Below are 23,310 nucleotides of genomic sequence, written 5' to 3'. Positions count from 1 at the left end.
GAGGTGGGAACACGCGTATCTGGTTATCATTGATAGGATAGAAATTCGGAGAAAACAAGAGCATGTGGAAGAATAATTAATTACAAAGAGGGAGGGTTAAAAGAAATGAAACTTATGTATAATCGACCAGCTGAAAAGTGGACGGAAGCTCTCCCCATTGGAAACGGGAAACTAGGTGCGATGGTATTCGGTCAAGTAACAGAAGAGCTTATTCAGTGTAACGAAGAAACATTGTGGTCGGGATATCCCAAGGACAATACAAATCATGCGGCACTGGATATCCTTCCAGAGGTTAGAAAGAAAATTGAAGAACATGAATACTCAAATGCCAGCGATGAAGCCAAGAACATGCTGGGGGCTTATACCCAGGCATATTTGCCATTATGTGATATTATGCTGCGTTTCCCACGTCACGAATCCTATTCCGATTTTAAGCGTGAACTGGATTTAAACAACGCTGTGGCAAAGACTTCCTATAACGTAGAAGGAGTACATTATACCCGCTCTTTATTTGCTTCATATCCAGATAACATTATTGCTATGCGATTGACAGCAGATCAGCCTGCTTCCTTGAATTTCAGTATTAATATGAGCAGCAAATTAAAACATCATATTCAAGCAGAAAAAAATGAATTACTTTTGAAAGGGCAATGTCCGGAACATGTTGATCCTATTTATTACGATACGAAAAACCCCGTTATCTATGGAGATCCCGAAACGACCAATGCCATGAGTTTTGAAGCAAGAGTTCATATTCTCAGCGATGGCCGGGTGACTACCAGCGGACAGACTCTTCATGTGGAAGAAGCTGTATCTGCAATCATTCTATTTACAGCTGCAACGAACTACAGTGGTTTTGACAGCATGCCGGGAAGCTGCGGCAAGGAACCTTCTGAAGTTATTGACAACGTTTTTGACCATGCCATTTTAAAAAGTTATCCGGAGCTGTTTCATAGGCATAAAGAAGATTACCAACTATTATTTCACCGAGTTACTTTTGACTTGGAGGGGGCAAAAAAATACGAGAATATTCCAACTGATGAAAGAATTCAGAGATACGGGGCCCAAGATAAAGGATTAATAGAGCTGCTATTTCATTACGCCCGCTATTTAATGATTGCCAGTTCCCGCGAAGGAACACAACCAGCGACGCTGCAGGGAATTTGGAATAAAGATATACGTGCCCCCTGGAGCAGCAACTATACCTTAAATATAAATGCTGAAATGAACTATTGGGCTTCTGAATTATTCAATCTTCCAGAATGCCACCTCTCTTTTCTAAATTATATAGAAGACTTGGCTGCTTCTGGAAAACACACAGCAGCTGTTCATTATGCATGCAGAGGATGGACGGCTCATCATAATTCGGATATCTGGCGGCACACCGCCCCTGTTGGTGACTATGGGCATGGAAAGCCAGTTTGGGCATTGTGGCCAATGGGAGGGGTGTGGCTCACAAGGCATTTATGGGAACATTATTTGTATACAATGGATGAAACTTATCTGAAAAACAGGGCATACCCGATTCTTAAACAAGCAGCCTTATTTTGTCTTGATTGGGTGATAGAAAATAAAAATGGTTTTTATATAACTTCACCTTCTACTTCGCCGGAACATCATTTTATAGTCAACGGTTATAAAGCTTCCGTGACTAATGCAGCTACGATGGACATGGCTTTAATATGGGACGTTTTCACAAATACTATGAGTGCTCAGCATATCTTAGGAATCGACTACGAACTGCAAAAAGAAATCGAATCCATCCGTGCCAACTTATATCCATACCAAGTCGGCAGTTACGGAGAACTTCAAGAATGGGATCAGGATTTTATGGAGGAGGAACCTGAGCATCGACATGTTTCTCATTTGTATGGGGTGTATCCCGGTGAACAGCTTACTGAAACGTTAACTCCGGAATTGTTTGAATCGGCCAGAGCTTCATTGGAACGGCGAGGATATGGCGGTACAGGGTGGAGTCTTGTATGGAAACTCTGTTTATGGGCCAGGTTTCAGGAGGAAGACCACGCATTCAGACTTATTGATCATCTGTTCCACCCTGCGGATAATGATGCAGAAGTTGATGAAAAGGGTGGTCTATATAACAACTTGTTTGGTGCTCACCCCCCTTTCCAGATTGACGGAAATTTTGGTTATGCAGCAGGAATTATCGAGTTGCTGATTCAGTCTCATCAGAATTATATTCATTTTCTACCGTCGCTGCCTGGTCAACTTCCGGAAGGACAGATAACCGGGGTGAGAGTAAGAGGGGGATTTGAAGTATCTATAAAATGGAACAACCACGAAATGATAGAAGCCTCATTACTATCCAACCATGGCAGCCGTTGTTATGTATATAATAATAAAGAATTGAAGGTCACTTCAGAACAACAAAAAGTATCGACAACATCTCATAATGACGGGATCCTTGCTTTTAATACGGATATCGGGAAAACTTATTACTTCAAACCCAAAGAATAGCAGATTTAATAATGAACTTACATCTCAGCCGAAGGTGAATCATTTCATTTTTATATATTGTAAGGAAGTTCGGCTCAAAATGCCACGCCGAACTTACCCGGCCTGCATCCTGCAGACCTCTGCTTATTTCACATTGTTAACCGGCTTTTTCGATACTTTTTTGGCTCTTACGCTTCCAAAAAAGTGAAAACGGAAGTTACTGCAGCGATGCTGAAAAAAGGCAGAGATGGCCCCCCACTCCGTATTTCCGTGAATGATTGGACAAACAACGCCGTCAGCAATCAATCATTAAAAACAACATGAAGTCTATATATCTTTTAAAAAGGTTCCGATTATCATATGTCGATAACCGGAACCATTCTGCATTTCGTTCTGCCCGCCATCAAGCTTTTGCAGGCTTGTCCAACTATATCAAAGCCTGCCTGCTCATTTCAGCCTTCGAAAGTGACGTTTAGTCCTGCTTCTTCTTTTTCTTCGCATAAAATTCGGCTGCCTTTTTGCGGTTTCCGCACCATTCCATGCTGCACCAGCGTCTTTTCCCTGATTTTGAGGTATCGACAAAGTGGAGTACGCATTCTTCATGCTCGCACTTTCTGATACGGCTGATCAAGGTACTGTCCAACGTATGGATAATGGAGTCCGCAATTTGGTACAGTACGTGATCTTCCACTGTTAGTCCTTCGGGAACCAATTTTAATTTTTCATTCCCAGCATCCATCGTCAGCCTGACATTCAGCCTTTTAACAAGCTTGTTTAGTTGACCGGCAGCATCTGGAGAGATTTCTTCCTTTTGTTCTACATCAGACAAAATCTTTTTGCAGAGGGTACGAAGCGAATGAAGCTCGTTTATTAACGAATCCATCCGTTCTTCCTTTTCTAAAACCGGAGCATCTGACTCCCGTAACAGGTTATTTTCCTCCAGCCACTGAAACGTACGGGAGACATCAGCTAATATATCAATCTCCTGTTTATGGGAGATATACGTCGTATTGACCAGGTTAATCCATGCAGCGCCGCCTAGTACAAACAATGAGTTATTCATCCATTTTCACCTCACCCCTCATTATAACCTTTAAAAATTATATTTAAAAGTTATAAAATGTACTGTAACATGAACTTATAACCACTAATATGTGTTTATAGAAGTTATAAAGAGAGGTGGAAATATGTTAGTGGAATACAAAACAGTAAGCATCAAGAATGTTACTATTTTTTACCGGGAAGTCGGTGACAGAGGAAATCCTACCATTTTACTGCTTCATGGTTTTCCTTCTTCTTCTCATATGTACCGGAACTTAATACCTGAGCTGATGGATCAATATCACGTTGTCGCGCCAGATTATCCAAGCTTTGGGAACAGCGATCAGCCTGGCATGGAGGAATTTGAATATACGTTTGATAACTTTGCTTCTCTGATGAATCAATTTGTAGAGGAATTAAAATTAGAGAAATACAGCCTCTATGTTCATGATTACGGCGCTCCCGTAGGATTCAGATTGGCAGCCGGACATCCTGAACGAATTCAAGCCATTATAACGCAAAACGGAAATGCGTATGAGGAAGGATTATTGTCTGCCTGGGATCCTGTTCGCGCGTATTGGGAAAATCCGACGGAAGAAAATAAGAATAATGTAAGACCCCTTCTAACGGCAGACTTTACAACGTATCAATACACCAATGGGACCCGCAACCCCGAACGAATCAGCCCCGATGCCTGGAATATGGATCAAATGGTGTTGGATCGTCCCGGCAATAACGAAATACAACTTGCGCTGCAATACGATTACAGAAACAATCTGAAAGAGTATCCCAATTGGCAGGAGTACTTCAGAACGCATCAACCTCCGACACTGGCGGTATGGGGGAAAAATGACATGTTCTTTGGACCGGAAGGGGCGCTCGCTTTCCAAAACGATCTGAACGACTGTGACGTTCATTTATTAAATACCGGCCATTTTCCTTTAGAAGAAGAATTGGAAACGAGTGCTTATTTGATAAAGCAGTTTTTGCAGGACCGTTTAACGTAACGCTGGAACGCACGTATCCATGTCCAATACAAAAAAGCAGACGTGATCCATGAGGGGATCACGTCTGTTTTTCAGATTTCTGCAGGAAAAAAATACTGCAGCTCCGCTCTATTCCTGCTTGTGCAGTTCGAGTTCAAGGTTCACTTTCACAACTTCCCCGACAAGAACGCCGCCTGTTTCCACCGCGGCATTCCACGTGAGTCCGAATTCTTTGCGGTTAATCGTTGTTTCGCCGCTGAATCCGGCGACCATGTTCCCGCTGATTGGATCCTTACTCTGTCCTTCAAAGGTAACATCCAACGTCACTTCTTTTGTCGTACCGACCATGGTAAGATCGCCTGTGACATCAAAACGATCCTCCCTTTTCTTCTGAATATCTTTCCCAACGAACGTGATGGTTGGATAGTTTTCCACATCGAAAAAGTCACCCGATTTTAAATGGCCGTCCCGATTTTCATCGTTCGTATTAATACTAGCGGCATCAATGGACGCTTCGATTTCAGCATTATCTAAATCGTCCACATCCGCTTTTAACGTACCCTCGAAGGTGTCAAACGTACCTTTCGCTTTTGAAATCATCATATGCTTCACGGAGAATCCAATTTCACTATGTACAGGATCGATAGACCACACTGTTTTTGCCATACCTCATTCCTTGTCATCGAATTATCTTCAATTCCATATAAATGTAGTATGAACAAAAGGACCGAGTAAACTTAAAAGTTTGGTACATTAGAAAATACATGCACAGTGCCCTTCACGCGATGAATCGACTGCGTCACTTTTGTTCGTCCACCACGTCTCTAATCACCTTCACCCCATATTCCATGTCCTCCAGAGACGAACTGGTGAAAGACAGCCTAGCGTATTGATTATGGTAATAACTGTAGATGAAGCCTGGATTTATTAAGACGCCCCTGTCCACAAGCGCGGAAAACAGTCTCCGAACATTGATATCATCTGCAAACCGCACCCAGATGAACATGCCTCCTTCGGGAATCTCCCAGGTTGCAGCATCAGCTATGTATGTTTCCAAAAGATAGGCCAGCGTGTCTCGTCTGTCACGAAGTTCTTTTCTCAGCGTTTTCAGATGCTCGTCGTATTTTCCTGTTTCAAGAAAATTATACATGGCAAGCTGCGGGAGATAACTGGTGCCGTAGTCCAGCTGCATCCGCAGATCACTCAGCTTCTCCATAACGTCTGCCGGGCCTGTCATCCAGCCGACTCTAAGCGTTGGCGCCATCGTCTTGGAAAAACTCCCGATAAACAGCGTATGCCCGCTGTGATCGAGAGATGCAATGGGCGGCTGCGGCTCCTGGTCGATCCATAAATCCCGGAAGATATCATCTTCTATGACAGGCATTTGATAGTCCCGCGACAGCTCCACCAACTCTTTTCGGCTTTGACCATCCAGCGTGGTCGTTACCGGGTTTTGAAACGTCGGATTGACGTATAACATAGACGAGCTTTTGTTTCTGGACAAATCGTCACGCAGGTACTCCGTACCCAGCCTCTGTTTCTTAAACGGAATGCTTTTCAGCTTCATACCGGATGTTCGAAAAACATGCAGGGAATGAACATACGAAATCTGCGGTGTGTAGACGGTGGATCCCAACTGCAGTAAGCCAAGCGTTATTAACTGCAGCGCCTGCAGGGCACCGGATACCGGTAGTATAGTGTCCGGACTGGAAGCAATCCCCCGCTCCTTCAAATAAGATGAGACAGCTTTTCTGTATCTATAATCCCCCGTGCCGTCATCATATCCGTAATGATGATACGTCGTCTCCAGCGAGCGGAGCGAATCATGAAATAAACGCTTGGGAAACAGCTCCTCGTGAAGCTCCCCTTTGCCTAATTGTATGATCGAATCATCCAGCTCCAGCTTATTTATTTTTCTCACGATGTCGTGGTTCGTTGGATGAAGGCTGTACTTTGAAAAGTCCGTCCAGTTGACGAAGCGCTTTGATAAGGTGGAGGCATCATAATCCGAAACGTACGTCCCGCTCCCCGTTTTGGATTCTATGATTCCTCTCTCTTTCAACACATCCAGCGCATGAATCACCGTGCTCCGGTTCACCCCGAATGCAGCAGCCATCTCCCTTTGGGTCGGAAGTTTCCGCCCGGCGGACCACTCCCCTTCTGCTGCTTTCTTTTCGATGTATTCCACAATATCCCTGTACGTCGTACCTGATGGATTCATATTTTCACCCTTGATTGGTTGGCATGGCTTTCATGGAAATGGTTGATTCCAATGCTTCGTACGTATTTTATCATAAGAGATGTAATATCAAATATACCTTCCAATCGTAAGGATGATGAACAAATGCCTCTTCGAGTACTACCCGCCTATGCAGCAGCAATTATTCTATGGGCTTCCGCGTTTCCAGCTATACGCGTAGGACTGGAATCGTTTGACCCGTTCCATTTATCGATGCTGCGGCTGCTGGTTGGTTCCACTGCCCTGGTCATCGCTGCCGCAGCCACCAAAATGAAACTCCCGGAACGAAAAGACCTTCCCGCCATTTTGATCCTCGGATTTCTGGGCTTTTCCGTCTACCACACGTTTCTTAGTATCGGAGAAAAAACCGTCAGTGCCGGAGCAGCGAGTTTCCTCGTATCGACCACGCCGCTCCTTTCCGCCCTGCTTGCCAGACTTTTCTTAAAAGAAACCTTTGGTACATACGGATGGGCCGGTTCTGTCACGGCATTATTCGGAGTGTTTCTTATTTCGTTCGATGCAGGTGGAGGTTTCAGCCTGGAATTGGGGGTGCTGATGATTGTAACAGCGGCTCTGGGGGAGAGTGTTTATTTTGTCCTGCAATCGAACTATCTGACAAAGTATGGGTTCATTCCATTTACGACGTACACCATCTGGGCCGGAACCCTCTTCATGCTGATTTCCACCCCCGGTGCGGCGGAAGCTGTGCAGCAGGCCTCTATGGAGAGTTTACTCACCGTTTTGTATCTCGGGCTGTTCCCGACCGTTATTCCTTACTTCGCCATCGCATACGCCACATCGAAACAAGGCGCATCGGAAGCCACCAGTTCCTTGTACCTCACCCCTGTCCTGGCCATCATCATCTCCTGGGTCTGGATAGGCGAAACACCCACCCTTCTATCGATCGCAGGCGGTGTGATCGTTTTGGCCGGGGTCTCCGTTTCTACTTTATACACAGGGAAAGGAAAAGAAGAAAAGTGATAGACTCAGCATAACATTTCCTGTTAGCATAAATTGTAACAAAATGACTCATAAACAAAATAAAACCATAGAGGGGATGCTATGAACCGGTCAGAAAAGGACAATCAAAAAAATATATGGCAGCAGTGGATGCCATTAGCGTTCAGTACGAGCATCTTATACATAGAAATCCCGGTCATGCTGCTTCTCATAGCAAGAATGCCTGACGGAACCGAAAATATCCTCGCGTTTAATATGGGGCTTGGCTACATATTTATCTTAAATAGTACGGTTCAGTTTATAACGTCTGTCAGCACAAAACTGTCCGAGAACTTCCCATCTTTTTACCGGGTCCTTCTCTTTTCACTATTATACAGCGCGGCAATCGTAGTGATAGGTTACGTATGTTTATTTTCCCCTTTATTTGAAGGAGTTTTTCGTTACATTGTACCAATTAATGATCCAAAAACGCTGGAGCTCATAAAAACAGGCTGTCTCGTATTAAGCACCGCACCAGTAGCGGTGGCGTGGCGGCGTGTGTATCAGGGACTGTGGATACGACGGGAGAAAACGTCTGTCGTTACTCTCGCTTCGTTCATCCGCCTGATATCCGGGATAACGATCGCCGGAATATTGTTTTTACTCGGCATCGTCGACGGGGTCTTACTTGGCGCATTGGCCCTTGTTATCAGTGCTTTTATAGAAGCCTTTGTATTAACCGTTTGGAAGACAGAGACCAAAAATGAACTGCCGGCTGCCGGTGAAAAAATAACCTTTTCATCGTTCTGGAAATCTCATTTTCCGTTGGCGGTGGCAGCCCTTCTGCTTACGCTTGATATTCCTCTGTTTCTAGTGGGGATAGGTCACGCACCAACCAGGGTGGAGGAATCTCTCGTCGTTTGGCAGATCGTGCTCAGCTTCGTCTACATGGTCTCGGGACCGCTGGAAGAATTACAAAATGTCACCATTCACGAAGGACGTAACCATAATATGACTGCTTCGTTAAAACGATTCAGTTTGGCCGCAGGCTGCTTTTTCTCCGCTTTATTGGTTATCGTCGCTTCCACTCCGCTTGGTGGATGGTATTACGTGCGAATGATGGGGCTCGAAACACATTATTCAGACCTGGCAGCTCAAACGACTTTTCTGTTGATTGGTATCCCCTTCCTGACATCCGTGCTGAGTGTGCTACGGGGAAGACTGGTCCTGTTGGAGAAAGAAAAAGTAGTCGAACGCGTGATGTACCTCAATATTGGAATTCTGGCTCTCTGTCTTGCGCTTCTCAATTCGTTCTCCCCTTTGGCGGGCGCCTACATCGCAGCTCTGGCTCTCACCACCGCGCTGATTATTCAGTCTCTGACTTTGTATGGATCGCTGCACCGCAACATCCGTAAACAATAGGGAAAGGATGAATTACTGTAATAGGTTGATAAGCCTGATAATCTCTTCATCCTCCCCGGGGTTGATTCTTATTGTTTTTGTATTGTCGATAATCTCTGTATAAACTTCTCTGCCGGCGGGATTCTTACCGTCCCAGCGTAACGGCACATTATACTTATTAATCGTGCCGTCCCCATTACTGCTGTAGGTAACGGATCCGTCCACCAGGCGGGCTCCCGATAACTGCACCACATCTTCCGGGTACACCGCGCTCGTTTCATCGTCCGGGTTCAACGGCTCCCCCGATGAAATATGCCGGACGTACAATGCCTCTATCTCCTGATTCGCGCCAAGCTGCCGCCACACGCGGGCGTATTCGATGTCTTCAGAAGAATACTCCGACAGGGCATCGTCTTCTTTTGTCTCAGGCTGTTCGGCAGCATCTTCCGCTGCATCCATAGAAGCCTCTGCATCAACATCCTCTGATTCTGCGGCGGGCACCTCCTGCTGCTCTGTTGTTTCGTTATTATCTTCGTTCTCATTGCTGCTTCCTGCCTCGTCGCTGCATGCCATAAGCAAAGATGCCATGGTAAGCGGAAGGATTCCTGCCAGCACTGTTTTTCTTCTCATCACACACACCTCTTCCCCATATCTGCTTACAATTATTTCAAAGTTGCCTCCCTCAAACAATAGGTATTTGCTTATAATCATCCCTATCTCTATCATGAGAGACAGGAAGGTTCCGCAGCCTAAATATTTCTTTAAGTTCAATTGATTAATAGAGAAAGGGAAGTGTAAGATGAGATACGTTCTGTTATTCGTTCTAATGTGTTTATGTTCCGCATGCGGAAGCAGCACCAACGAAGAAACACTTTCGAATACCGATCCTTCCCCCACCAATCAGGAAGAGATGGGATTCCTCCACATACAAAAAATCAGTGCCGACAACGCATCAGCCGGTACAAAAATAATAAAGGACAAAGAAAAAATACAGAACATCCTATCCGCAACAGAAAACGTGAAGGTGCAGGAAACCTCTAAAAATACAAATATGGAAAAACAAACGGATCAACCCAGCTATCTATTTTCTTTTTCGAAGCAGCGTAACGTAAACGAACAAGCGGCATACAGCTTCTTCTTATATCAAGACGGCACTATCATTATCCTGACGGAACAAGATCATAATTATATCGTCCCTCCGGAAGATTCGAATGAGGCGATGGAGAGAATACAGGAGATAGCGAATCTAACAGATGAGGACTGAAGCAACTTCTCAGCTTCTTGAATCTATCCCAGAGTGTTCACTCTGTTTATAGAAAGAAGCACTTTCCATTAGAACAACCAGCAAAGAGACAATCTCTCACCGCTGTTTCATCATGCTTAACAGTCACTATCATGATGGCGATGCATATTTCTGTCACCGTCCTTCGAACCGCCTCCTTCCCAGCGTTCTCAGGACTCGCTCTTGTGATATTCACAGGATATCTACCTGTGGGGGCAGTTGGTGTCTCTGGGGACTTGGCACTTCTTTAGGTTTTCCGGTGTGTATTTCCGCTGCCGGCGACGAATCAGAAGGAGCCGTCACGAGAGCAAGTATCGATTCTATTATCGGGTACTCCGCCTTTCTTGCCGATCCGCCTATCCTGGGGTTATTTGGAGAATTCATGTGACTGCTGCATGCTTTTGTTTTTGTCCTTATCGAAATCTTCCTCGCAGGGATTGCTTCTTCCTCTGTAAAGAAAACGGCTGGATAAAATCCTGATGACTTTACGAAATTAGGCAACGCTCAAGATTCAGGATTTTATCATACTATGACTATAAGACATCTGGAGGTGAATAAAATAATATCACGAAAAATCATTTCAGCAAGTCTCTCTGGTTCCATGTTTGCCGTGGTGCTAGGTTTAACCCTGCCATTCGGTGAAACATATCCATCTCTATCCGCTTATTTATATGCTTTTATAGTAAGCACACCGGTTTATTTGATGTATAGTTTCCCGGCGATTTTAATTTACGGCGTGCTGACCTCTATTATTAGTGATAAAGTCAGTTCCGTTATAGCAGCAAAAATGAAAAATGATAAATCTGACATAATCAGCTCCGGCATTTTGCACGCTGTGTTCGGTCTTGTATTACTATGGTATAGTTTAGGCGCCTCTATATTGTTCTTTATGACAGATAGAATGCTCCAAAGGAAAAATAAAGATTATAAACCGTTACAAGCCATGAAGAGTTTCGCACTTCCATTTGCCGTCTGGCTGTTTTTTATGGGGATGGTATATGTGAAGGATATATTAATAGGCGGATAAAACAAGTATCATGACATCCTTAATGGAGAGTTCCCGTATTTTGTATCATTGAACATCACCAGGTAACAGAATTTCTATAAAAAAGACCCTCTTAAGAAAGAGAGTCTTCTGATCGTATATCAAGCGTTATATCCGACTTCATTTAAGTTTTCCGCACAAGCACGTTTCAAGAGGGCGGATACGTGAACATCACTGCTGTAAGAGACCGACCCGCATGTATCACAGTAATAATGAGGTACATTTTTAATGGTGATGTTTTTCGAACCCACCACATGCTCCACATCGCCTGTTCGTTTATCCGCATGTCCTCCACAGCGACAAGGAATCTCTAACATTGTATGAGACAGCTCCTTCACGGCACAGATATTAAATAACTCTTTTCTATTAAGACACGGATACATCATACTATTAGTATAATCCATCTAAGCTGAAAAGCACATAGCAAACAACGAATAAAGCAGATGACGATATGAATCCTTCTATTTCCCCGGCAGAGGCAAAAAAGCAGCTCGACAGAATAGCAGACATTTATCCCTACATAAAAGAGGAAGACGTTCAAACCAATGACACTGTACTTACCACCTTGAACAAACAGTTTCATGATGAGAATGCTATCAGCGATTATCTCGCATATGTACTGGATCCCAATGGGAACGGTGTCGGGATTCAACCTCTTCATAACCTGCTTTAGCTGATCAATCCACCAGTCTACGTAACGGACCAGGACAATGTTCAGATGAAACGGAATCATCAGATTTCACTTTCGCCAAAGGGACTAAGGGAACGAATGCACATACTAAGGGTTATTTGTTAATATATTTTATATGCACCATAGTGGATTTAGCTCCTCCAACCTACCTAAATCTTTTAACATATAAAATAAATCTGGAAAGCACCATTGATTCTCTTAATCTATCTTTGCACGAAATTGAACCAAAACCAGTAAAATACCAGGTCAGAGCTTGTAGAAAATACTTGAGGACCTCTGAACAAAAACGACCATCACTTAAAGAGCCCTAATTGGGAAGTGAAAAACGGTTCCAGTATATGTATCGGAACCTTGAGCATGCTAATATGTTTGAAGTCAAAATAGGACGACTGCCTATCTTTAACCGTCAGCACCAGTACATTCTGGTTATTTAGAAGGTGTATATGCAGCATAAACAGCTGTTAGGTGACGACACATAGTGAAAGGCCTTTTTAAATTTAAAATAATGGTATGCCTATCACACGCAACCAGTCATTTATATAGCATTAACATCGGCTTTGTGAATTATATTCATACGTAATAATTCAAAATAAGTACACAGTGATTGTATTCGTTAAAATAAATGTATAGCATACTTACATCAGTTGAAATGATATGTATATAGTTATGTATAAGGAGACACAAATGGGCGAATTGATATTTATTTTAGTCAGCATATATCTTATTGGATGGTTATTATTCTGGAGTTTTAAGAAGATTAAGGAACTCTCTATTTTTTTGTCAGAGAAGCATAAAGAAAAGAAAGATGTTTGTCCCCACGGTATCTCTAAAGGGGATTCAGCAAATAAATGTTTAACGTGTGCAAAAGAGAAAGAGAAACTACTTATAAATCAGCAAATAAAAGAAAATTCCAAACAATTACACCAAGACGAAACCAAAAAGCTATTAAAACAAATGAGAAAGAATAATAAATATCTTCAAAGTCTTTCTCCACAAGAATTTGAAAATGTGGTAAGTGATATGCTTCGCGAATTAGGATATAATGTAAACCAAACACCTTACATCAATGACGGAGGCAAAGACGCTGTTGCTTGGAAAGATCAAAAGAAGTATCTTTTTGAATATAAAAGACACAGTCGAAACAATTCAATCGGTCGACCTATGTTACAAAAATTTTATGCCGCTATGATAGAAGAGGGAACAGACATAGGTTTTTTTATTACTACAAGCCGTTTCACATCAGCGGCTATTGATTATAGTGCAAAATATAACATCACCTTAATAGATGGTGATCGGCTAAGAGAACTTTTTGAAGAAGCCTATCCTTCTTCAAAAAATCAGCGATATCAAGTAATGTGTGAACAATGTGGTGACATTGTCTTTTTTACAAACCTAGCTAATACAGAGCACACCCGATGCAAAAACAATCACGTCGTTTATTGCAATATCAACCTCCCCTCTCTTCTAAATACTCAGGTGCAACATGTTAGGCAATGCCCACTGTGCGGCCACAAATTAAAACGAAGAAGCGGGCGATATGGAAGTTTTTATGGATGTATGGGATATCCTCATTGCCGCTATACAGAAAGAATGTGATAAATACCTTTAAATAAGATAAGTACGAACCCGCTTCGTTCATTGTTCATCTTTTTAATTATACCATCTTCAGTAGACTTTTTTTGCGATAGTCCACATGTATTTGGCGAGAAGAAATGCTCCTGTTAACTTCTCAGCGGATATACGCAAGGCCATCATCTACAATAAAATTACTCTAAAGTTGCATAATAAGCAACAGGAATATCCAATATAATGAATATTTTACTTTAGATCTTGCATATCTCCTTAGGCAATTATCAGCTCTTTTTCAAGAGACTGCAGAGACACGCCCTTCTAGGCTTTCTGATAAACATAGAGCAGGAGAGAACGGCGTCTTTCCTTGTTAGCCCGCCAATATCCTGTAGAGAATCTCTGCTGGTAATAGCACGATAAATGTATAGGCAAGTTGAAGTACCAGCATGTACCGCTTAATAGCAAAAAGGGATCGCAGCCTGTAATCCCCCATATAAAGTTTGTCTTTCGTTTCCTGAAAAAAGGTTTCGATGTTCCAGCGTTCAGCGTAGAAAAGCAGGATCTTTTGGGCGGTTAAGCTGGAATCTGTGCTGAAGAAATAGCGAACCGATGATTCGCTGGGTGCTGTATTCGTACGCCGGCACGCCAGCACTGTTCCCTGGAGTCCGCCTTTCAGCGCCCCGTCATAGCGATGAACGTAGTAGGAAGCATCTCCTACGGTGACGATGCAGGATGGTTGGTCTTCCTTTTGTTGCGCCCATTCCCTGACGGGTTGAGAAACGCGGTCATTCAGCAGAACACGGTTGCTTTTCAGACCTCCGATGAAATGCCATCCACGTTCTTGAATGTAGGCAACCAGGAAAGTGGCAGCATACCAGCTGTCTGTCAGGACATAAACGTCCCGCGTGCCGTCCGGTATTTGATCCATATGGTCCCAGGCCATATCAAGTTTCGAATACTCTTCTTTTATATAAGGCGTCATGGCAAAGGGTAGAAAGGAGCCACGGGCTCCTATCATCGTCGTTACCCACTGATGAGCGTAAATAGGTTTTCCCTGTTTGTGATCAAAGGGATAGGAAGCTCCTTCTGTCAGCTCCAAAGCCTGTGACGAAGGCTTGGTTTTTGGACAGATGCTGTCATCGATAATAACCATCAAGGGATCCTCGGAAGAGGACATCTGCTGAACCTGTTGATAGATAGACCTCTGCAGCTTTCGCTGTACGCCCTGCTCGTTCCACTGCCCATATTGAAAAAATCGCGTTACGGATGGGAGGTGGCGGTGCCAGAAGCTGCTGTTCCGTAGTACGGTCATACTACCATTCCGCCGCTCTTGAATCATTCCCTGCAGGAGGTGGGAAAGATGCCGGTATGCCGGTTTTAGTACATGGAGAGACATATTAATACGATTTAAGAAATGGTCGATAGATGATGACTGTGCTACAGGACACATATAGCAGAACCCCTCTGTGTACGTGTTTGTCAGCGCATCCATCGCATAAGCAGATTTGGAGGTTCTGTCTTTTTATGAACATGTATGGAATTTTTTCTATGGATTATGCAACTTCAGAGTGTTTTATTAAATCTTGAGAAAAGTTATAATTCAAATTAACTTTATTTAGGAGGGATTAATATGCATAAACGAGCATTTATCAGTTTTGATATAGATCATGATGAAGGAGCTAAAACAATGTTAGCTGGACAATCAAAGCTCCCCGATAGTCCATTCACGTTCAAAGACAATTCTGTCAAAAAACATTTGACTGGAGACTGGGAGGCGAAAGTTAGAAGAAGAATGGATAATGTTGATGTTGTCATTATACTTTGTGGTAAAAACACTCAATCAGCTACAGGAGTAGAAACTGAACTATCAATAGCACGAGACAAAAGAAAACCATATTTTTTATTGGCAGCTTATTCTAAAGAAAATTGTGTTAAACCAAATTCTGCTCTTTCTTCTGACAAAATATACCGTTGGACTTGGGATAATCTTAAAAATTTAATTGCCGGTCAACGTTAAGGATATAGCATATGAAAATATTCGTAATACACAGCTTTGAAGACCAAACTAAAGCTAAAAAAAATATAAACCAATTAGGAAAGGAACTATCATTAAGCTTACATCTAACATTTCTAAAAAAAACCCACTCCACTGATTGGAAGCCTCAAGCCGAAAACGCTATTTATGAAGCCGAAGCTGTTATTGTCTTTAATCCGGAAAAGAGCAAAAATTCTTCTAATGTAGAGTGGGAAATCAAAAAAGCTGAAGAAGCAAAAAAAGATATTATTGAGATTAATGATAAAGGAGATAATAAAGAAGCTATTTCACAATTGACAGCTCTTTATAATTTAAGTGATGAGTTTGAAAAGTGTTTTGATCCAGATAAAGATAAGTCAATGGAATTGTATAGAATTATGGTTGAATCATCAGAAAGGCTAATCGAAAGAAGGCAAAAAACCAATGCTTTCTTTATCACAGTAATAGGAAGTTTATTAGCTATAGCTGGTTTCTTAGTCCAGACAAACATACTGAATAGCGGTTCAATGAGTATTTTATATGGCTTTTCAGCTACTAGCTTACTTTTATGTTATTCTTGGAAAAATTTAATTGATAATTACGGCAAACTAAATAAAGCTAAATTTGACGTCATTCTGCGAATAGAAAAAGAATTCAGTGCGGAAATTTACTCTGCTGAATGGATATCTCTGGGGAAGGGGCTTAGACCCAAAAAATACAAGTCATTTACTTCAACAGAAAAAAATGTTCCGAAACTTTTTGGGGCGCTAATCCTATCTTTAACAGGGATTTTATTTTGGTATCAGTTTGGGGATTTTATTAATAGTATATTTTCTCGACTAATTTAAAAAGTATTTTTCTACTTTAAACATATAGAGCAGAAAGTTACAGAGTTTTAATTAAATGGCCTTTAAAAGTTGCCCCTTTAAGGTGCTTTTTTCACTATTATGGAATTTAAAAATATTATTAATATCTATAATGGATCTACACCGAAACATGTTCTTGACAATAAGATAGATGCGTTTAAATGGTCGTCATAAATGAAAAAACACCTGCCCCTCTGTTATGTTGAAAGTACCACCAACCAACAAAAGAGGGATACAGATGTACGTTCATTCTATCAATGATTTATTAGACCTGCCAGAGTTAAAGATTACCTCCGTTCAAAAAGAGATGGATACAATTGACTTTGGGGTCGAACCCTGCACTTCGCGGCAGTCCTGCCCGACCTGCCGGTCGAAAGAACGCGTTATTAGGCGCGGTGTGGCTTATCGCCGGAAAGTAAGAGACCTTGCAGCCTTTGGTTCTAAAGTATTTCTCCATCTGCCAGCCATCCGGCTTTATTGTCATTCCTGTAAGGGTTCGTTTGTCTGGAATTACGAGAGTGTAGAGCCGAAAAAAAAGGTTACCAAAAGATTGGAACGGCAGGCTTTTTCTTATATTACAGGGGCAACCGTAAAACATGCAGCGGCCTTGTTACAGATGCCGGTTACCTCTCTGACGCGATGGTTTTACCGATGGATGAACACCGAAAGTCAACGTATCCAAAAGGAATGCAGGGAAGAAGCTGCGGCTCGTTCAACCCTTGTTTTAGGCCTGGATGATTTCGCCATTCGAAAAGGCCACACCTATAACACGGGTTAGCATGATTTGCGGGGCGAAACATTTCTTGATGTGATTCCCGGCCGCACGAAGGAAGAACTCCATGATTATGTTGAAAAAAACCCCGAATGGGGGACCCTTCAGCCGACAGCTGTGGTTCTTGATCTAGCACGCAGTTACCATAGGTTTGTTAAGGAAATCTATCCCTCTGCCATTCGCATTGCGGACCGATATCACGTAAATCGTTACGTCACAGAGGCGCTGCAGCATGTCCGGAAGACGGAACAAAAAAAGCTGACCCCTCACGCCGGCCGTCATCTAAAGCGCAACCACCACTTGATAGGGAAACGACAGGATCGTCTCACGGAAAGGGAACGGCAGAAGCTTTCTGTTTTACTGTCTTATTCCCCGCTGCTTCACCAAGCCCATGCCTGGAAAGAATCATTTATGGAATGGTACGACGAAAGTTCCTCCTATAAGCTTGCCAAAAAAGGATTTCAGCGATGGCTGCAGGATGGAGCATCCATCGATCATCCAGCCGTGAAGTCCTGCTTAAAAACGATGCAGACTTGGCAGGAAGAGCTTTGTAATTATCACAAACTCCGTTATACGAATGCAGCCGTCGAAGGCAAAAATAATAAAATCAAAGCGCTGCAGCGCCAGGATTCCTTCACTCGCAACCCCGAAGGGTACAAGCAACGCATTTTGCTGGAGTGTAATGAAGAGAAAGTTCAGTATTAAGCAGTCAAGAACATATTATGGTTTAGACCCTCGATTTCAATAAAAAATATTTAACTGATGTATGGTATATGATACGCTTTTAGAAAAATTTAATTTGGGAGATTTCTGAAATGAATGATTTGATCTTTGAAGCAAGAAACTTCAAACTACAGGATTTAAAAGAGATTAAATCCGAATTTTTACACAGTTATCCTATGATTTACATACTTTATAATGAGAACCATAAACCAGCCGCTTATATAGGACAAACTGTACAACCAATACGTCGTTTACAAAACCATCTTCGTAACAGTGATCGAAAGAAGCTGGGAAAGTCTATCCTTATCGGACATGAAACATTCAACCAATCTGCTACATACAACATTGAATCAAATTTAATAAATTATTTTATTGCAGATAATCAATATGAATTGCAGAATGTCAGTCAAACGTCTACTTCCCAAACTCATAATTACTATCAAAAATCATTTTATAACGAAGAAATTTTTCACGAAATATGGGGGAAGCTTAAAAACGAAGGGTTAGTAAAAGATACTATTGATAATCTGAAAAATAAAGATATTTTTAAATTATCTCCATATAAAGAATTATCATTTCAACAATTAGATATTAAACAAAAAATTATTGATTTCTGTAAACAAAAATCAAAAGAAAAAGACGGAAATCATGTTTTTATTATTGAAGGCGACGCCGGGACTGGCAAAAGTGTTTTATTAAGTTCTTTGTTTAACACTATCCAAGATTACTCAAAAGACGATAGTTCCGATTTACATAAAACTCAAAATTATTTTTTGGTTAATCATGAAGAAATGCTTAAGACATACAAAAATATTGCGGGAAGTTTACGTAACTTAAAGAAAAAAAGCTTTTTAAAACCTACAGCTTTTATTAACAGCATAGAAAAAGTAAACTCTTATGCCGATATAACTCTAGTTGATGAAGCACATCTGTTACTTAGCAAAAAAGACTCTTATAATAACTTTCACTATGAAAATCAACTGGATGAAATCATTAAAAGAAGTAAGATTACTATTGTAATATTTGATCCCAGTCAAGTGATGAAAATTAAAAGTTATTGGAACGAACAATTGCTGGAACAAATCACAGAAAACTATAATGCAGACAAATTAAAACTTACTGATCAATTTAGAATAAATGCATCTACTGAAACTTTAAATTGGATTGAATCCTTTAAAAATAAAAAACTGCAACCTATTCCGAAGCAAAAAGATGAAAGTTTCGACCTTAAAATTTTTAACGATCCTAAAGAATTTAAAAACGCAATCAAAAAACAAAACAACAGTGTTGGTCTTTCACGCATTGTTTCAACGTTCGATTATCTACATAAGAAAGATGACAATACTTATTATGTTGATGAAGAAGGTATAAACATGCCTTGGAATCGAACAGAACGTAATATGACCTGGGCTGAAAATCCGGAAACAATTAAAGAAGTTGGTTCAATCTATACTGTACAGGGTTTTGATTTGAATTATGTTGGTGTCATCCTCGGTCCATCTATAAGTTATGATGATGTAAATGACCAGTTAACTATTGATCCCTCTCAGTACAAAGATACAGCAGCTTTTACAAAAAGAAAGGATTTTTCTAATCACGACAATGAAAACATAAAAGAAAATATTATTTTGAATTCGCTTAATGTATTAATGAAACGGGGAATTCATGGGCTATATATTTATGCAACAGATCCCAAACTTAGAGAGAAGTTATTTTCATTAAATGTTGAAAACCATTCAAAGTAATAATTATGGCATGGAAATACCAGAGGTATTAGTATTTTCATGCCATTTTAATATCAACTATTGGGATAGAGGAAAATTATTTTTGTATTCCGGAAGAATTCTAACCTCTTTAATAAAATTAATAATTTTAACTTTGCTGCATCGCAAGTATTCTTAAATCTATACCATCAATTTCTAAATCTCTTCCATAAAAAACAGAAGATTCAAAACCATCATAAGATTTTGATTTCCTTATTTGTCCTACTGCAGTAATTATTATTGTGTCTTCTTGATCTTTACTAGTTTGATATTTTTCTAAGTGATGAAAAAGGCCTAGATATTCTGGACTGTTTACTCTAAACACCTCCTCAAAAACTAAGTATAGTTCTTTTCCGCTATCTTCAATGAGAATACTAGTTCCTTTATTTGAGTCATTCACATTTTTTAATACTCCAATAACTAATCGTGTTTGTCCTTCATCTTTTTCCTGCAAAGTAGATACAGGTCTTTTTAAAAGATTTGGCCCACGAACGCCCTCATTCTTTACTATTTCTTCATTTTCGCCATCTTTCAAAACTGGTCTGGTAGCTATATTATTTTTCTTACCTTGTGTCTTAGGATTCCTCTTAGTACTTTTTCCACTTTGTTTAGCTTTTTCTTCCGCAGTCATATTATAAAGCTTTAACGCCTCTTTCATGGCCCGTTTTTTCCTGTCAACTGACAACTCAACGTTCATTAAATCTTCAGTATTAACTCCCGATTTTCTATTTTCTCTATCAAAGTAATGCAAACACTCTTCTATATGGTTATCCATTTTCCAAGTCTTAAAATAGGGTGTTAGCCCAGAATTATAAACTATTCTTGCATTGCAACCAGGCGTTGGGCAAAATAAATGCCCTCTCAAAGTTTTATGATATAGCTCTTTAGTAATTTCTCTTACGCTGTATTCTTTTTCAATTCCTTTATTACTATATATAGCAGATAGAATGGAAATAGAGATAATAATCCTCCTCACACATTTTATAATTCTGTAAGAAAAGGGTAGCAGTCTATAAACCACTAACCCTTTAGTTAAATTAATTTCGTGTCGAACGGTAGTGAGCAGGAATTTTTTTGCCCGATCTTTTGTGTGGGGAGACATAAACCTTTTTCTTTCCCGACTTTGTTTTGGCCATCAAGATTATCTCCTTTCCTATTATTTACTTTTAATGCAGCAAATATATTGCGTTTTTGCAACATTTAGTTTCGGAAATTAAAAAATGCACTATATATAGATTTATATCTTTGACTTTTGTCTATTATTTAGTTCATCTAACTTCTTTATTTGTTTGAAGATATACCTATTGATTTCAAAAGCTATAAATATAACAGCCTTTAAAATGAAAATTCCCATTTTTGATAAAATGCTTAATACATTTTCATTAGATAATTATGTAGCTTGAGGAGCGGATTGTGCGATTATCATATCTTGTTTAAAAACATCAAAACTTGTTAGCATGTCCATTGTTAAATAAAGCATTATGACAATAAGCAAACCCCTAAAAAGCCAAGCCATAACATGAGCCGTTTTCAATATTTATTCCAGCCTTCCTAATTGTTGATTATTTGTTTACTGTAGAAGGTTCTTCCCTTTTCAATAACGAAAAATCGAAGCGTTTTATTCGTATTCTATTTTCATCCGACCGTCCTGTACCATATACTCTTAAATCCGGTTTATTATGCTCCGTTTTCACTGCTATTCTATGGTTTTCTCTCAAGTAAGCGGAATCGAGACAATCTTTTGCTTGTTCCAATGTCAGCACAGCTATCTCACTGTCCTGCAGCTTATGATGCTGTCCGCAAAGCAGCGCAAACAAAACCGTTTTGTCTTCACTTTTATATTGATTAATCGATTGTACTTCTTCTTTCGAAAAATTGAAGTTCCATAATTTCGAATTATTCTTTTGACGATCACCAGGTTCGGTAACATATTTTGAGTATATTTCAAAATCGCCATTATTCGTTGTGACGGAATAAATCCTTCGGGGATCATCCGACGGATGCACGATAGCTGGTGCTACTTCATTGTTTACTAATACTGATAAAAGAGAGCCGTAGTAAAAATCTGCTTTCCTAATTGTAGACAAGATCCATTTCTCCTTAAGGTTAAAAGTTTATTTAATAATAATCCCCAAAATAAAACTAATGTCTTAGAACCGATTATTTAGTCTTATTTTAGCACATCCTTCCATTGATGGAAGAGGATTTTTCGAGAAATTTGGTGAAAATTAGTACAGGTGGGTATGTTCTTATTTTTCTTTTATAATAGAAACACAGTAGGGATAGAATATGAGTATAGGTTGCTGCGCGCGTTTTTAATACATGAACCTATTTGGGAAGTCTGCCTGGGTGCTGCTTCTGCTTATTGGTACCAGCGTCCTTTGGTATGTTGGGTTGTCGCTTCTGCCGGAAAACCTGGGTTTTTTGCTGTTCGTGTTTACCCCCTTTCTGCTCGGCGGCCTGATAACTGGTTTGGTTCTGTATGGGTTGGCGGTGGGTGCCTTCTAACGTAGAATAACCTGCCTCTGTCCGTATATCTCAGTCGAATTAACAAAATACTGTTTAATTTTTTCCGCGGCTCCCCCATACAAAAAAAGTCCTCGTTCAGGGCTTTTTTTAACGTTACGTTGCTTTTGATGTTTGATGCCCTTTCGGCTTGCGGCCGATTTTTTCTTTCAAAGTGACAACAATGGTTAAATGTATCAAAAATTGGAGCGTCTACATTCGTACATGGTTTTATATTATGATGAAAACCCTGGAGAGAGGTGCTGCTCTTGTTTGGATTAGCGCTGGCAGTGGTAAAGGGGTGAAGCGGCGGAAGAGGCAAAGACCCCGTTGCAATCGAGGTTTCTACCAATAAAGTAGGAGGATGTTAGGTATGCGGCAGGAAATAGCGGGTATTAAGATTCCGGATTCGCAGCTTGCGAAGGATGCGGCGGATATTCTGCGGGAGAAGAATAATGATCTGCTGTGGAATCATTCCAATCGTGTGTTTTTGTTCGGTGCCGTTCAGGGGCAGCAGGCGGCGCAGCCTTATGATCTGGAGCTGCTGTATGTGAGTGCGTTATTCCATGATCTGGGGCTGACCAAAGAATACAGCAGCCCGGATTTGCGTTTTGAAGTGGATGGCGCGAATGCGGCGAGAAGTTTTCTGCAGCAGTATCAGATCCCGGAGGAGTCGTTGAATCTGGTGTGGGATGCGATTGCTCTGCATACGACGATCGGGATTACAGAACATAAGACGCCGCAGGTTTCCCTGCTTTATTTCGCGGTCGGCCTGGATGTGATGGGCGACAACTTTGATCAGTTCCCGGCGGAGCAGCGGGAGGAGATTGTCGAGGCGTTCCCTCGTAATAACTTTAAACAGGAAATCATTCCTGCGTTTTATGAAGGGTTCAAGCACAAGCCGGAAACGACCTTCGGCAATATTAAAGCAGACGTCATCTCCCACTACCAGCCTGAGTACAAGCACAAGAATTTCTGCGAATGTATTATCCACTCCCCGTGGTCGGAATAACACAC

Annotated in this window: 24 protein-coding genes; 16 read left to right on the top strand and 8 right to left on the bottom strand. The window is 41.0% G+C overall.

The genetic code is table 11. The annotated features are described in order from the left end of the window. Window positions 1-105 precede the first annotated feature (105 nt). Window positions 106-2,478 (top strand): glycoside hydrolase family 95 protein, encoded by a 2,373-nt coding sequence (locus BM124_RS05585; RefSeq protein WP_093335887.1) that lies wholly within the window; start codon window positions 106-108, stop codon window positions 2,476-2,478. 451 nt (window positions 2,479-2,929) lie between these two features. Here the strand turns inward: BM124_RS05585 and BM124_RS05580 are convergent, their stop codons facing one another. Then, window positions 2,930-3,520, bottom strand: a complete 591-nt coding sequence (locus tag BM124_RS05580) for a CGNR zinc finger domain-containing protein (protein WP_093335886.1) — start codon at window positions 3,518-3,520, stop codon at window positions 2,930-2,932. Between the two features lie 124 nt (window positions 3,521-3,644). Between BM124_RS05580 and BM124_RS05575 the strand changes: the two genes are divergently transcribed. Beyond that, complete coding sequence (locus BM124_RS05575; protein ID WP_093335884.1) at window positions 3,645-4,505, top strand: alpha/beta fold hydrolase; 861 nt, start codon at window positions 3,645-3,647, stop codon at window positions 4,503-4,505. 108 nt (window positions 4,506-4,613) lie between these two features. Here the strand turns inward: BM124_RS05575 and BM124_RS05570 are convergent, their stop codons facing one another. Both BM124_RS05570 and BM124_RS05565 read right to left on the bottom strand, forming a co-directional pair. Next, a complete protein-coding gene (locus BM124_RS05570; protein ID WP_093335882.1) occupies window positions 4,614-5,150 on the bottom strand; it encodes a YceI family protein in 537 nt (178 codons plus the stop codon). A 133-nt stretch (window positions 5,151-5,283) separates the two neighbouring features. After that, window positions 5,284-6,705, bottom strand: a complete 1,422-nt coding sequence (locus tag BM124_RS05565; protein ID WP_093335880.1) for an aminotransferase-like domain-containing protein — start codon at window positions 6,703-6,705, stop codon at window positions 5,284-5,286. 123 nt (window positions 6,706-6,828) lie between these two features. Between BM124_RS05565 and BM124_RS05560 the strand changes: the two genes are divergently transcribed. Both BM124_RS05560 and BM124_RS05555 read left to right on the top strand, forming a co-directional pair. Beyond that, window positions 6,829-7,704, top strand: a complete 876-nt coding sequence (locus tag BM124_RS05560) for a DMT family transporter (RefSeq protein ID WP_093335879.1) — start codon at window positions 6,829-6,831, stop codon at window positions 7,702-7,704. 81 nt (window positions 7,705-7,785) lie between these two features. Then, window positions 7,786-9,084 (top strand): hypothetical protein, encoded by a 1,299-nt coding sequence (locus BM124_RS05555; RefSeq protein ID WP_093335877.1) that lies wholly within the window; start codon window positions 7,786-7,788, stop codon window positions 9,082-9,084. A gap of 12 nt (window positions 9,085-9,096) precedes the next feature. Here BM124_RS05555 and BM124_RS05550 read toward each other — a convergent pair whose 3' ends face one another. Then, on the bottom strand, window positions 9,097-9,693 hold the full coding sequence (locus BM124_RS05550; RefSeq protein WP_093335875.1) for a hypothetical protein: 597 nt from the start codon (window positions 9,691-9,693) through the stop codon (window positions 9,097-9,099). Between the two features lie 169 nt (window positions 9,694-9,862). Here BM124_RS05550 and BM124_RS05545 point away from each other — a divergent pair, with 169 nt between their 5' ends. The 3 genes from BM124_RS05545 (at window position 9,863) to BM124_RS05540 (ending at window position 11,372) form a co-directional block, all read left to right on the top strand. After that, entirely contained in the window at window positions 9,863-10,327 is a 465-nt protein-coding gene (locus BM124_RS05545) for a hypothetical protein (RefSeq protein WP_093335873.1), read from the top strand. A gap of 277 nt (window positions 10,328-10,604) precedes the next feature. Continuing rightward, entirely contained in the window at window positions 10,605-10,733 is a 129-nt protein-coding gene (locus tag BM124_RS19480; protein ID WP_280139712.1) for a hypothetical protein, read from the top strand. 162 nt (window positions 10,734-10,895) lie between these two features. Beyond that, complete coding sequence (locus BM124_RS05540) at window positions 10,896-11,372, top strand: hypothetical protein (RefSeq protein WP_244504242.1); 477 nt, start codon at window positions 10,896-10,898, stop codon at window positions 11,370-11,372. A gap of 119 nt (window positions 11,373-11,491) precedes the next feature. On the opposite strand, the gene BM124_RS19690 is transcribed toward BM124_RS05540, so the two are convergent. Beyond that, window positions 11,492-11,707 (bottom strand): YgiT-type zinc finger protein, encoded by a 216-nt coding sequence (locus tag BM124_RS19690; protein ID WP_425288555.1) that lies wholly within the window; start codon window positions 11,705-11,707, stop codon window positions 11,492-11,494. Between the two features lie 134 nt (window positions 11,708-11,841). On the opposite strand from BM124_RS19690, the gene BM124_RS05530 reads away from it, so the two are divergent. Continuing rightward, window positions 11,842-12,063: a hypothetical protein gene (locus BM124_RS05530; RefSeq protein ID WP_093335869.1), complete on the top strand. Its 222-nt coding sequence runs from the start codon at window positions 11,842-11,844 to the stop codon at window positions 12,061-12,063. Window positions 12,064-12,765: 702 nt separating this feature from the next. Next, complete coding sequence (locus BM124_RS05525) at window positions 12,766-13,677, top strand: restriction endonuclease (protein ID WP_170840987.1); 912 nt, start codon at window positions 12,766-12,768, stop codon at window positions 13,675-13,677. Between the two features lie 343 nt (window positions 13,678-14,020). On the opposite strand, the gene BM124_RS05520 is transcribed toward BM124_RS05525, so the two are convergent. Continuing rightward, complete coding sequence (locus tag BM124_RS05520) at window positions 14,021-15,100, bottom strand: IS701 family transposase (protein WP_170840986.1); 1,080 nt, start codon at window positions 15,098-15,100, stop codon at window positions 14,021-14,023. 180 nt (window positions 15,101-15,280) lie between these two features. Here BM124_RS05520 and BM124_RS05515 point away from each other — a divergent pair, with 180 nt between their 5' ends. The 5 genes from BM124_RS05515 to BM124_RS05495 all read left to right on the top strand — a co-directional run bounded on the left by BM124_RS05515 (window position 15,281) and on the right by BM124_RS05495 (window position 19,770). Further along, window positions 15,281-15,667: a TIR domain-containing protein gene (locus BM124_RS05515; protein WP_170840985.1), complete on the top strand. Its 387-nt coding sequence runs from the start codon at window positions 15,281-15,283 to the stop codon at window positions 15,665-15,667. Between the two features lie 11 nt (window positions 15,668-15,678). Then, entirely contained in the window at window positions 15,679-16,512 is an 834-nt protein-coding gene (locus tag BM124_RS05510; protein ID WP_093335864.1) for a RipA family octameric membrane protein, read from the top strand. Between the two features lie 217 nt (window positions 16,513-16,729). After that, on the top strand, window positions 16,730-17,308 hold the full coding sequence (locus BM124_RS05505; RefSeq protein ID WP_093335863.1) for a transposase family protein: 579 nt from the start codon (window positions 16,730-16,732) through the stop codon (window positions 17,306-17,308). Window positions 17,309-17,314: 6 nt separating this feature from the next. Further along, a complete protein-coding gene (locus BM124_RS05500) occupies window positions 17,315-18,007 on the top strand; it encodes a transposase (RefSeq protein WP_093335861.1) in 693 nt (230 codons plus the stop codon). Window positions 18,008-18,117: 110 nt separating this feature from the next. Then, the gene (locus tag BM124_RS05495) at window positions 18,118-19,770 is read left to right on the top strand and encodes a DUF2075 domain-containing protein (protein ID WP_093335860.1); all 1,653 of its coding nucleotides are present in this window, start codon (window positions 18,118-18,120) and stop codon (window positions 19,768-19,770) included. A 127-nt stretch (window positions 19,771-19,897) separates the two neighbouring features. Here the strand turns inward: BM124_RS05495 and BM124_RS05490 are convergent, their stop codons facing one another. Next, a complete protein-coding gene (locus BM124_RS05490; protein ID WP_139217070.1) occupies window positions 19,898-20,764 on the bottom strand; it encodes a hypothetical protein in 867 nt (288 codons plus the stop codon). 586 nt (window positions 20,765-21,350) lie between these two features. Next, the gene (locus BM124_RS05485; protein ID WP_093335857.1) at window positions 21,351-21,875 is read right to left on the bottom strand and encodes a hypothetical protein; all 525 of its coding nucleotides are present in this window, start codon (window positions 21,873-21,875) and stop codon (window positions 21,351-21,353) included. Window positions 21,876-22,110: 235 nt separating this feature from the next. Between BM124_RS05485 and BM124_RS18810 the strand changes: the two genes are divergently transcribed. Both BM124_RS18810 and BM124_RS05480 read left to right on the top strand, forming a co-directional pair. Next, complete coding sequence (locus tag BM124_RS18810) at window positions 22,111-22,296, top strand: hypothetical protein (protein WP_170840983.1); 186 nt, start codon at window positions 22,111-22,113, stop codon at window positions 22,294-22,296. Window positions 22,297-22,666: 370 nt separating this feature from the next. Next, window positions 22,667-23,305 carry an HD domain-containing protein gene (locus BM124_RS05480; protein WP_093335855.1) on the top strand — a complete coding sequence of 213 codons (639 nt, stop codon included), beginning with the start codon at window positions 22,667-22,669 and terminating at the stop codon, window positions 23,303-23,305. Window positions 23,306-23,310: the final 5 nt, after the last annotated feature.

The organism is Salibacterium halotolerans (genome assembly GCF_900115625.1).
In the GTDB taxonomy this organism is placed as follows: domain Bacteria; phylum Bacillota; class Bacilli; order Bacillales; family Marinococcaceae; genus Salibacterium; species Salibacterium halotolerans.
This window is presented reverse-complemented; position numbering and strand designations above follow the sequence as displayed.

What these genes read in the sequence shown, in the direction of transcription:
- BM124_RS05585 (WP_093335887.1), top strand. Translation starts at nt 106, where the DNA reads ATGAAACTTATGTATAATCGACCAGCTGAAAAGTGGACGGAAGCTCTC.
- BM124_RS05580 (WP_093335886.1), bottom strand. Translation starts at nt 3,520, where the DNA reads ATGAATAACTCATTGTTTGTACTAGGCGGCGCTGCATGGATTAACCTG.
- BM124_RS05575 (WP_093335884.1), top strand. Translation starts at nt 3,645, where the DNA reads ATGTTAGTGGAATACAAAACAGTAAGCATCAAGAATGTTACTATTTTT.
- BM124_RS05570 (WP_093335882.1), bottom strand. Translation starts at nt 5,150, where the DNA reads ATGGCAAAAACAGTGTGGTCTATCGATCCTGTACATAGTGAAATTGGA.
- BM124_RS05565 (WP_093335880.1), bottom strand. Translation starts at nt 6,705, where the DNA reads ATGAATCCATCAGGTACGACGTACAGGGATATTGTGGAATACATCGAA.
- BM124_RS05560 (WP_093335879.1), top strand. Translation starts at nt 6,829, where the DNA reads ATGCCTCTTCGAGTACTACCCGCCTATGCAGCAGCAATTATTCTATGG.
- BM124_RS05555 (WP_093335877.1), top strand. Translation starts at nt 7,786, where the DNA reads ATGAACCGGTCAGAAAAGGACAATCAAAAAAATATATGGCAGCAGTGG.
- BM124_RS05550 (WP_093335875.1), bottom strand. Translation starts at nt 9,693, where the DNA reads ATGAGAAGAAAAACAGTGCTGGCAGGAATCCTTCCGCTTACCATGGCA.
- BM124_RS05545 (WP_093335873.1), top strand. Translation starts at nt 9,863, where the DNA reads ATGAGATACGTTCTGTTATTCGTTCTAATGTGTTTATGTTCCGCATGC.
- BM124_RS19690 (WP_425288555.1), bottom strand. Translation starts at nt 11,707, where the DNA reads ATGTTAGAGATTCCTTGTCGCTGTGGAGGACATGCGGATAAACGAACA.
- BM124_RS05530 (WP_093335869.1), top strand. Translation starts at nt 11,842, where the DNA reads ATGAATCCTTCTATTTCCCCGGCAGAGGCAAAAAAGCAGCTCGACAGA.
- BM124_RS05525 (WP_170840987.1), top strand. Translation starts at nt 12,766, where the DNA reads ATGGGCGAATTGATATTTATTTTAGTCAGCATATATCTTATTGGATGG.
- BM124_RS05520 (WP_170840986.1), bottom strand. Translation starts at nt 15,100, where the DNA reads ATGTGTCCTGTAGCACAGTCATCATCTATCGACCATTTCTTAAATCGT.
- BM124_RS05515 (WP_170840985.1), top strand. Translation starts at nt 15,281, where the DNA reads ATGCATAAACGAGCATTTATCAGTTTTGATATAGATCATGATGAAGGA.
- BM124_RS05510 (WP_093335864.1), top strand. Translation starts at nt 15,679, where the DNA reads ATGAAAATATTCGTAATACACAGCTTTGAAGACCAAACTAAAGCTAAA.
- BM124_RS05505 (WP_093335863.1), top strand. Translation starts at nt 16,730, where the DNA reads ATGTTGAAAGTACCACCAACCAACAAAAGAGGGATACAGATGTACGTT.
- BM124_RS05495 (WP_093335860.1), top strand. Translation starts at nt 18,118, where the DNA reads ATGAATGATTTGATCTTTGAAGCAAGAAACTTCAAACTACAGGATTTA.
- BM124_RS18810 (WP_170840983.1), top strand. Translation starts at nt 22,111, where the DNA reads ATGAACCTATTTGGGAAGTCTGCCTGGGTGCTGCTTCTGCTTATTGGT.
- BM124_RS05480 (WP_093335855.1), top strand. Translation starts at nt 22,667, where the DNA reads ATGCGGCAGGAAATAGCGGGTATTAAGATTCCGGATTCGCAGCTTGCG.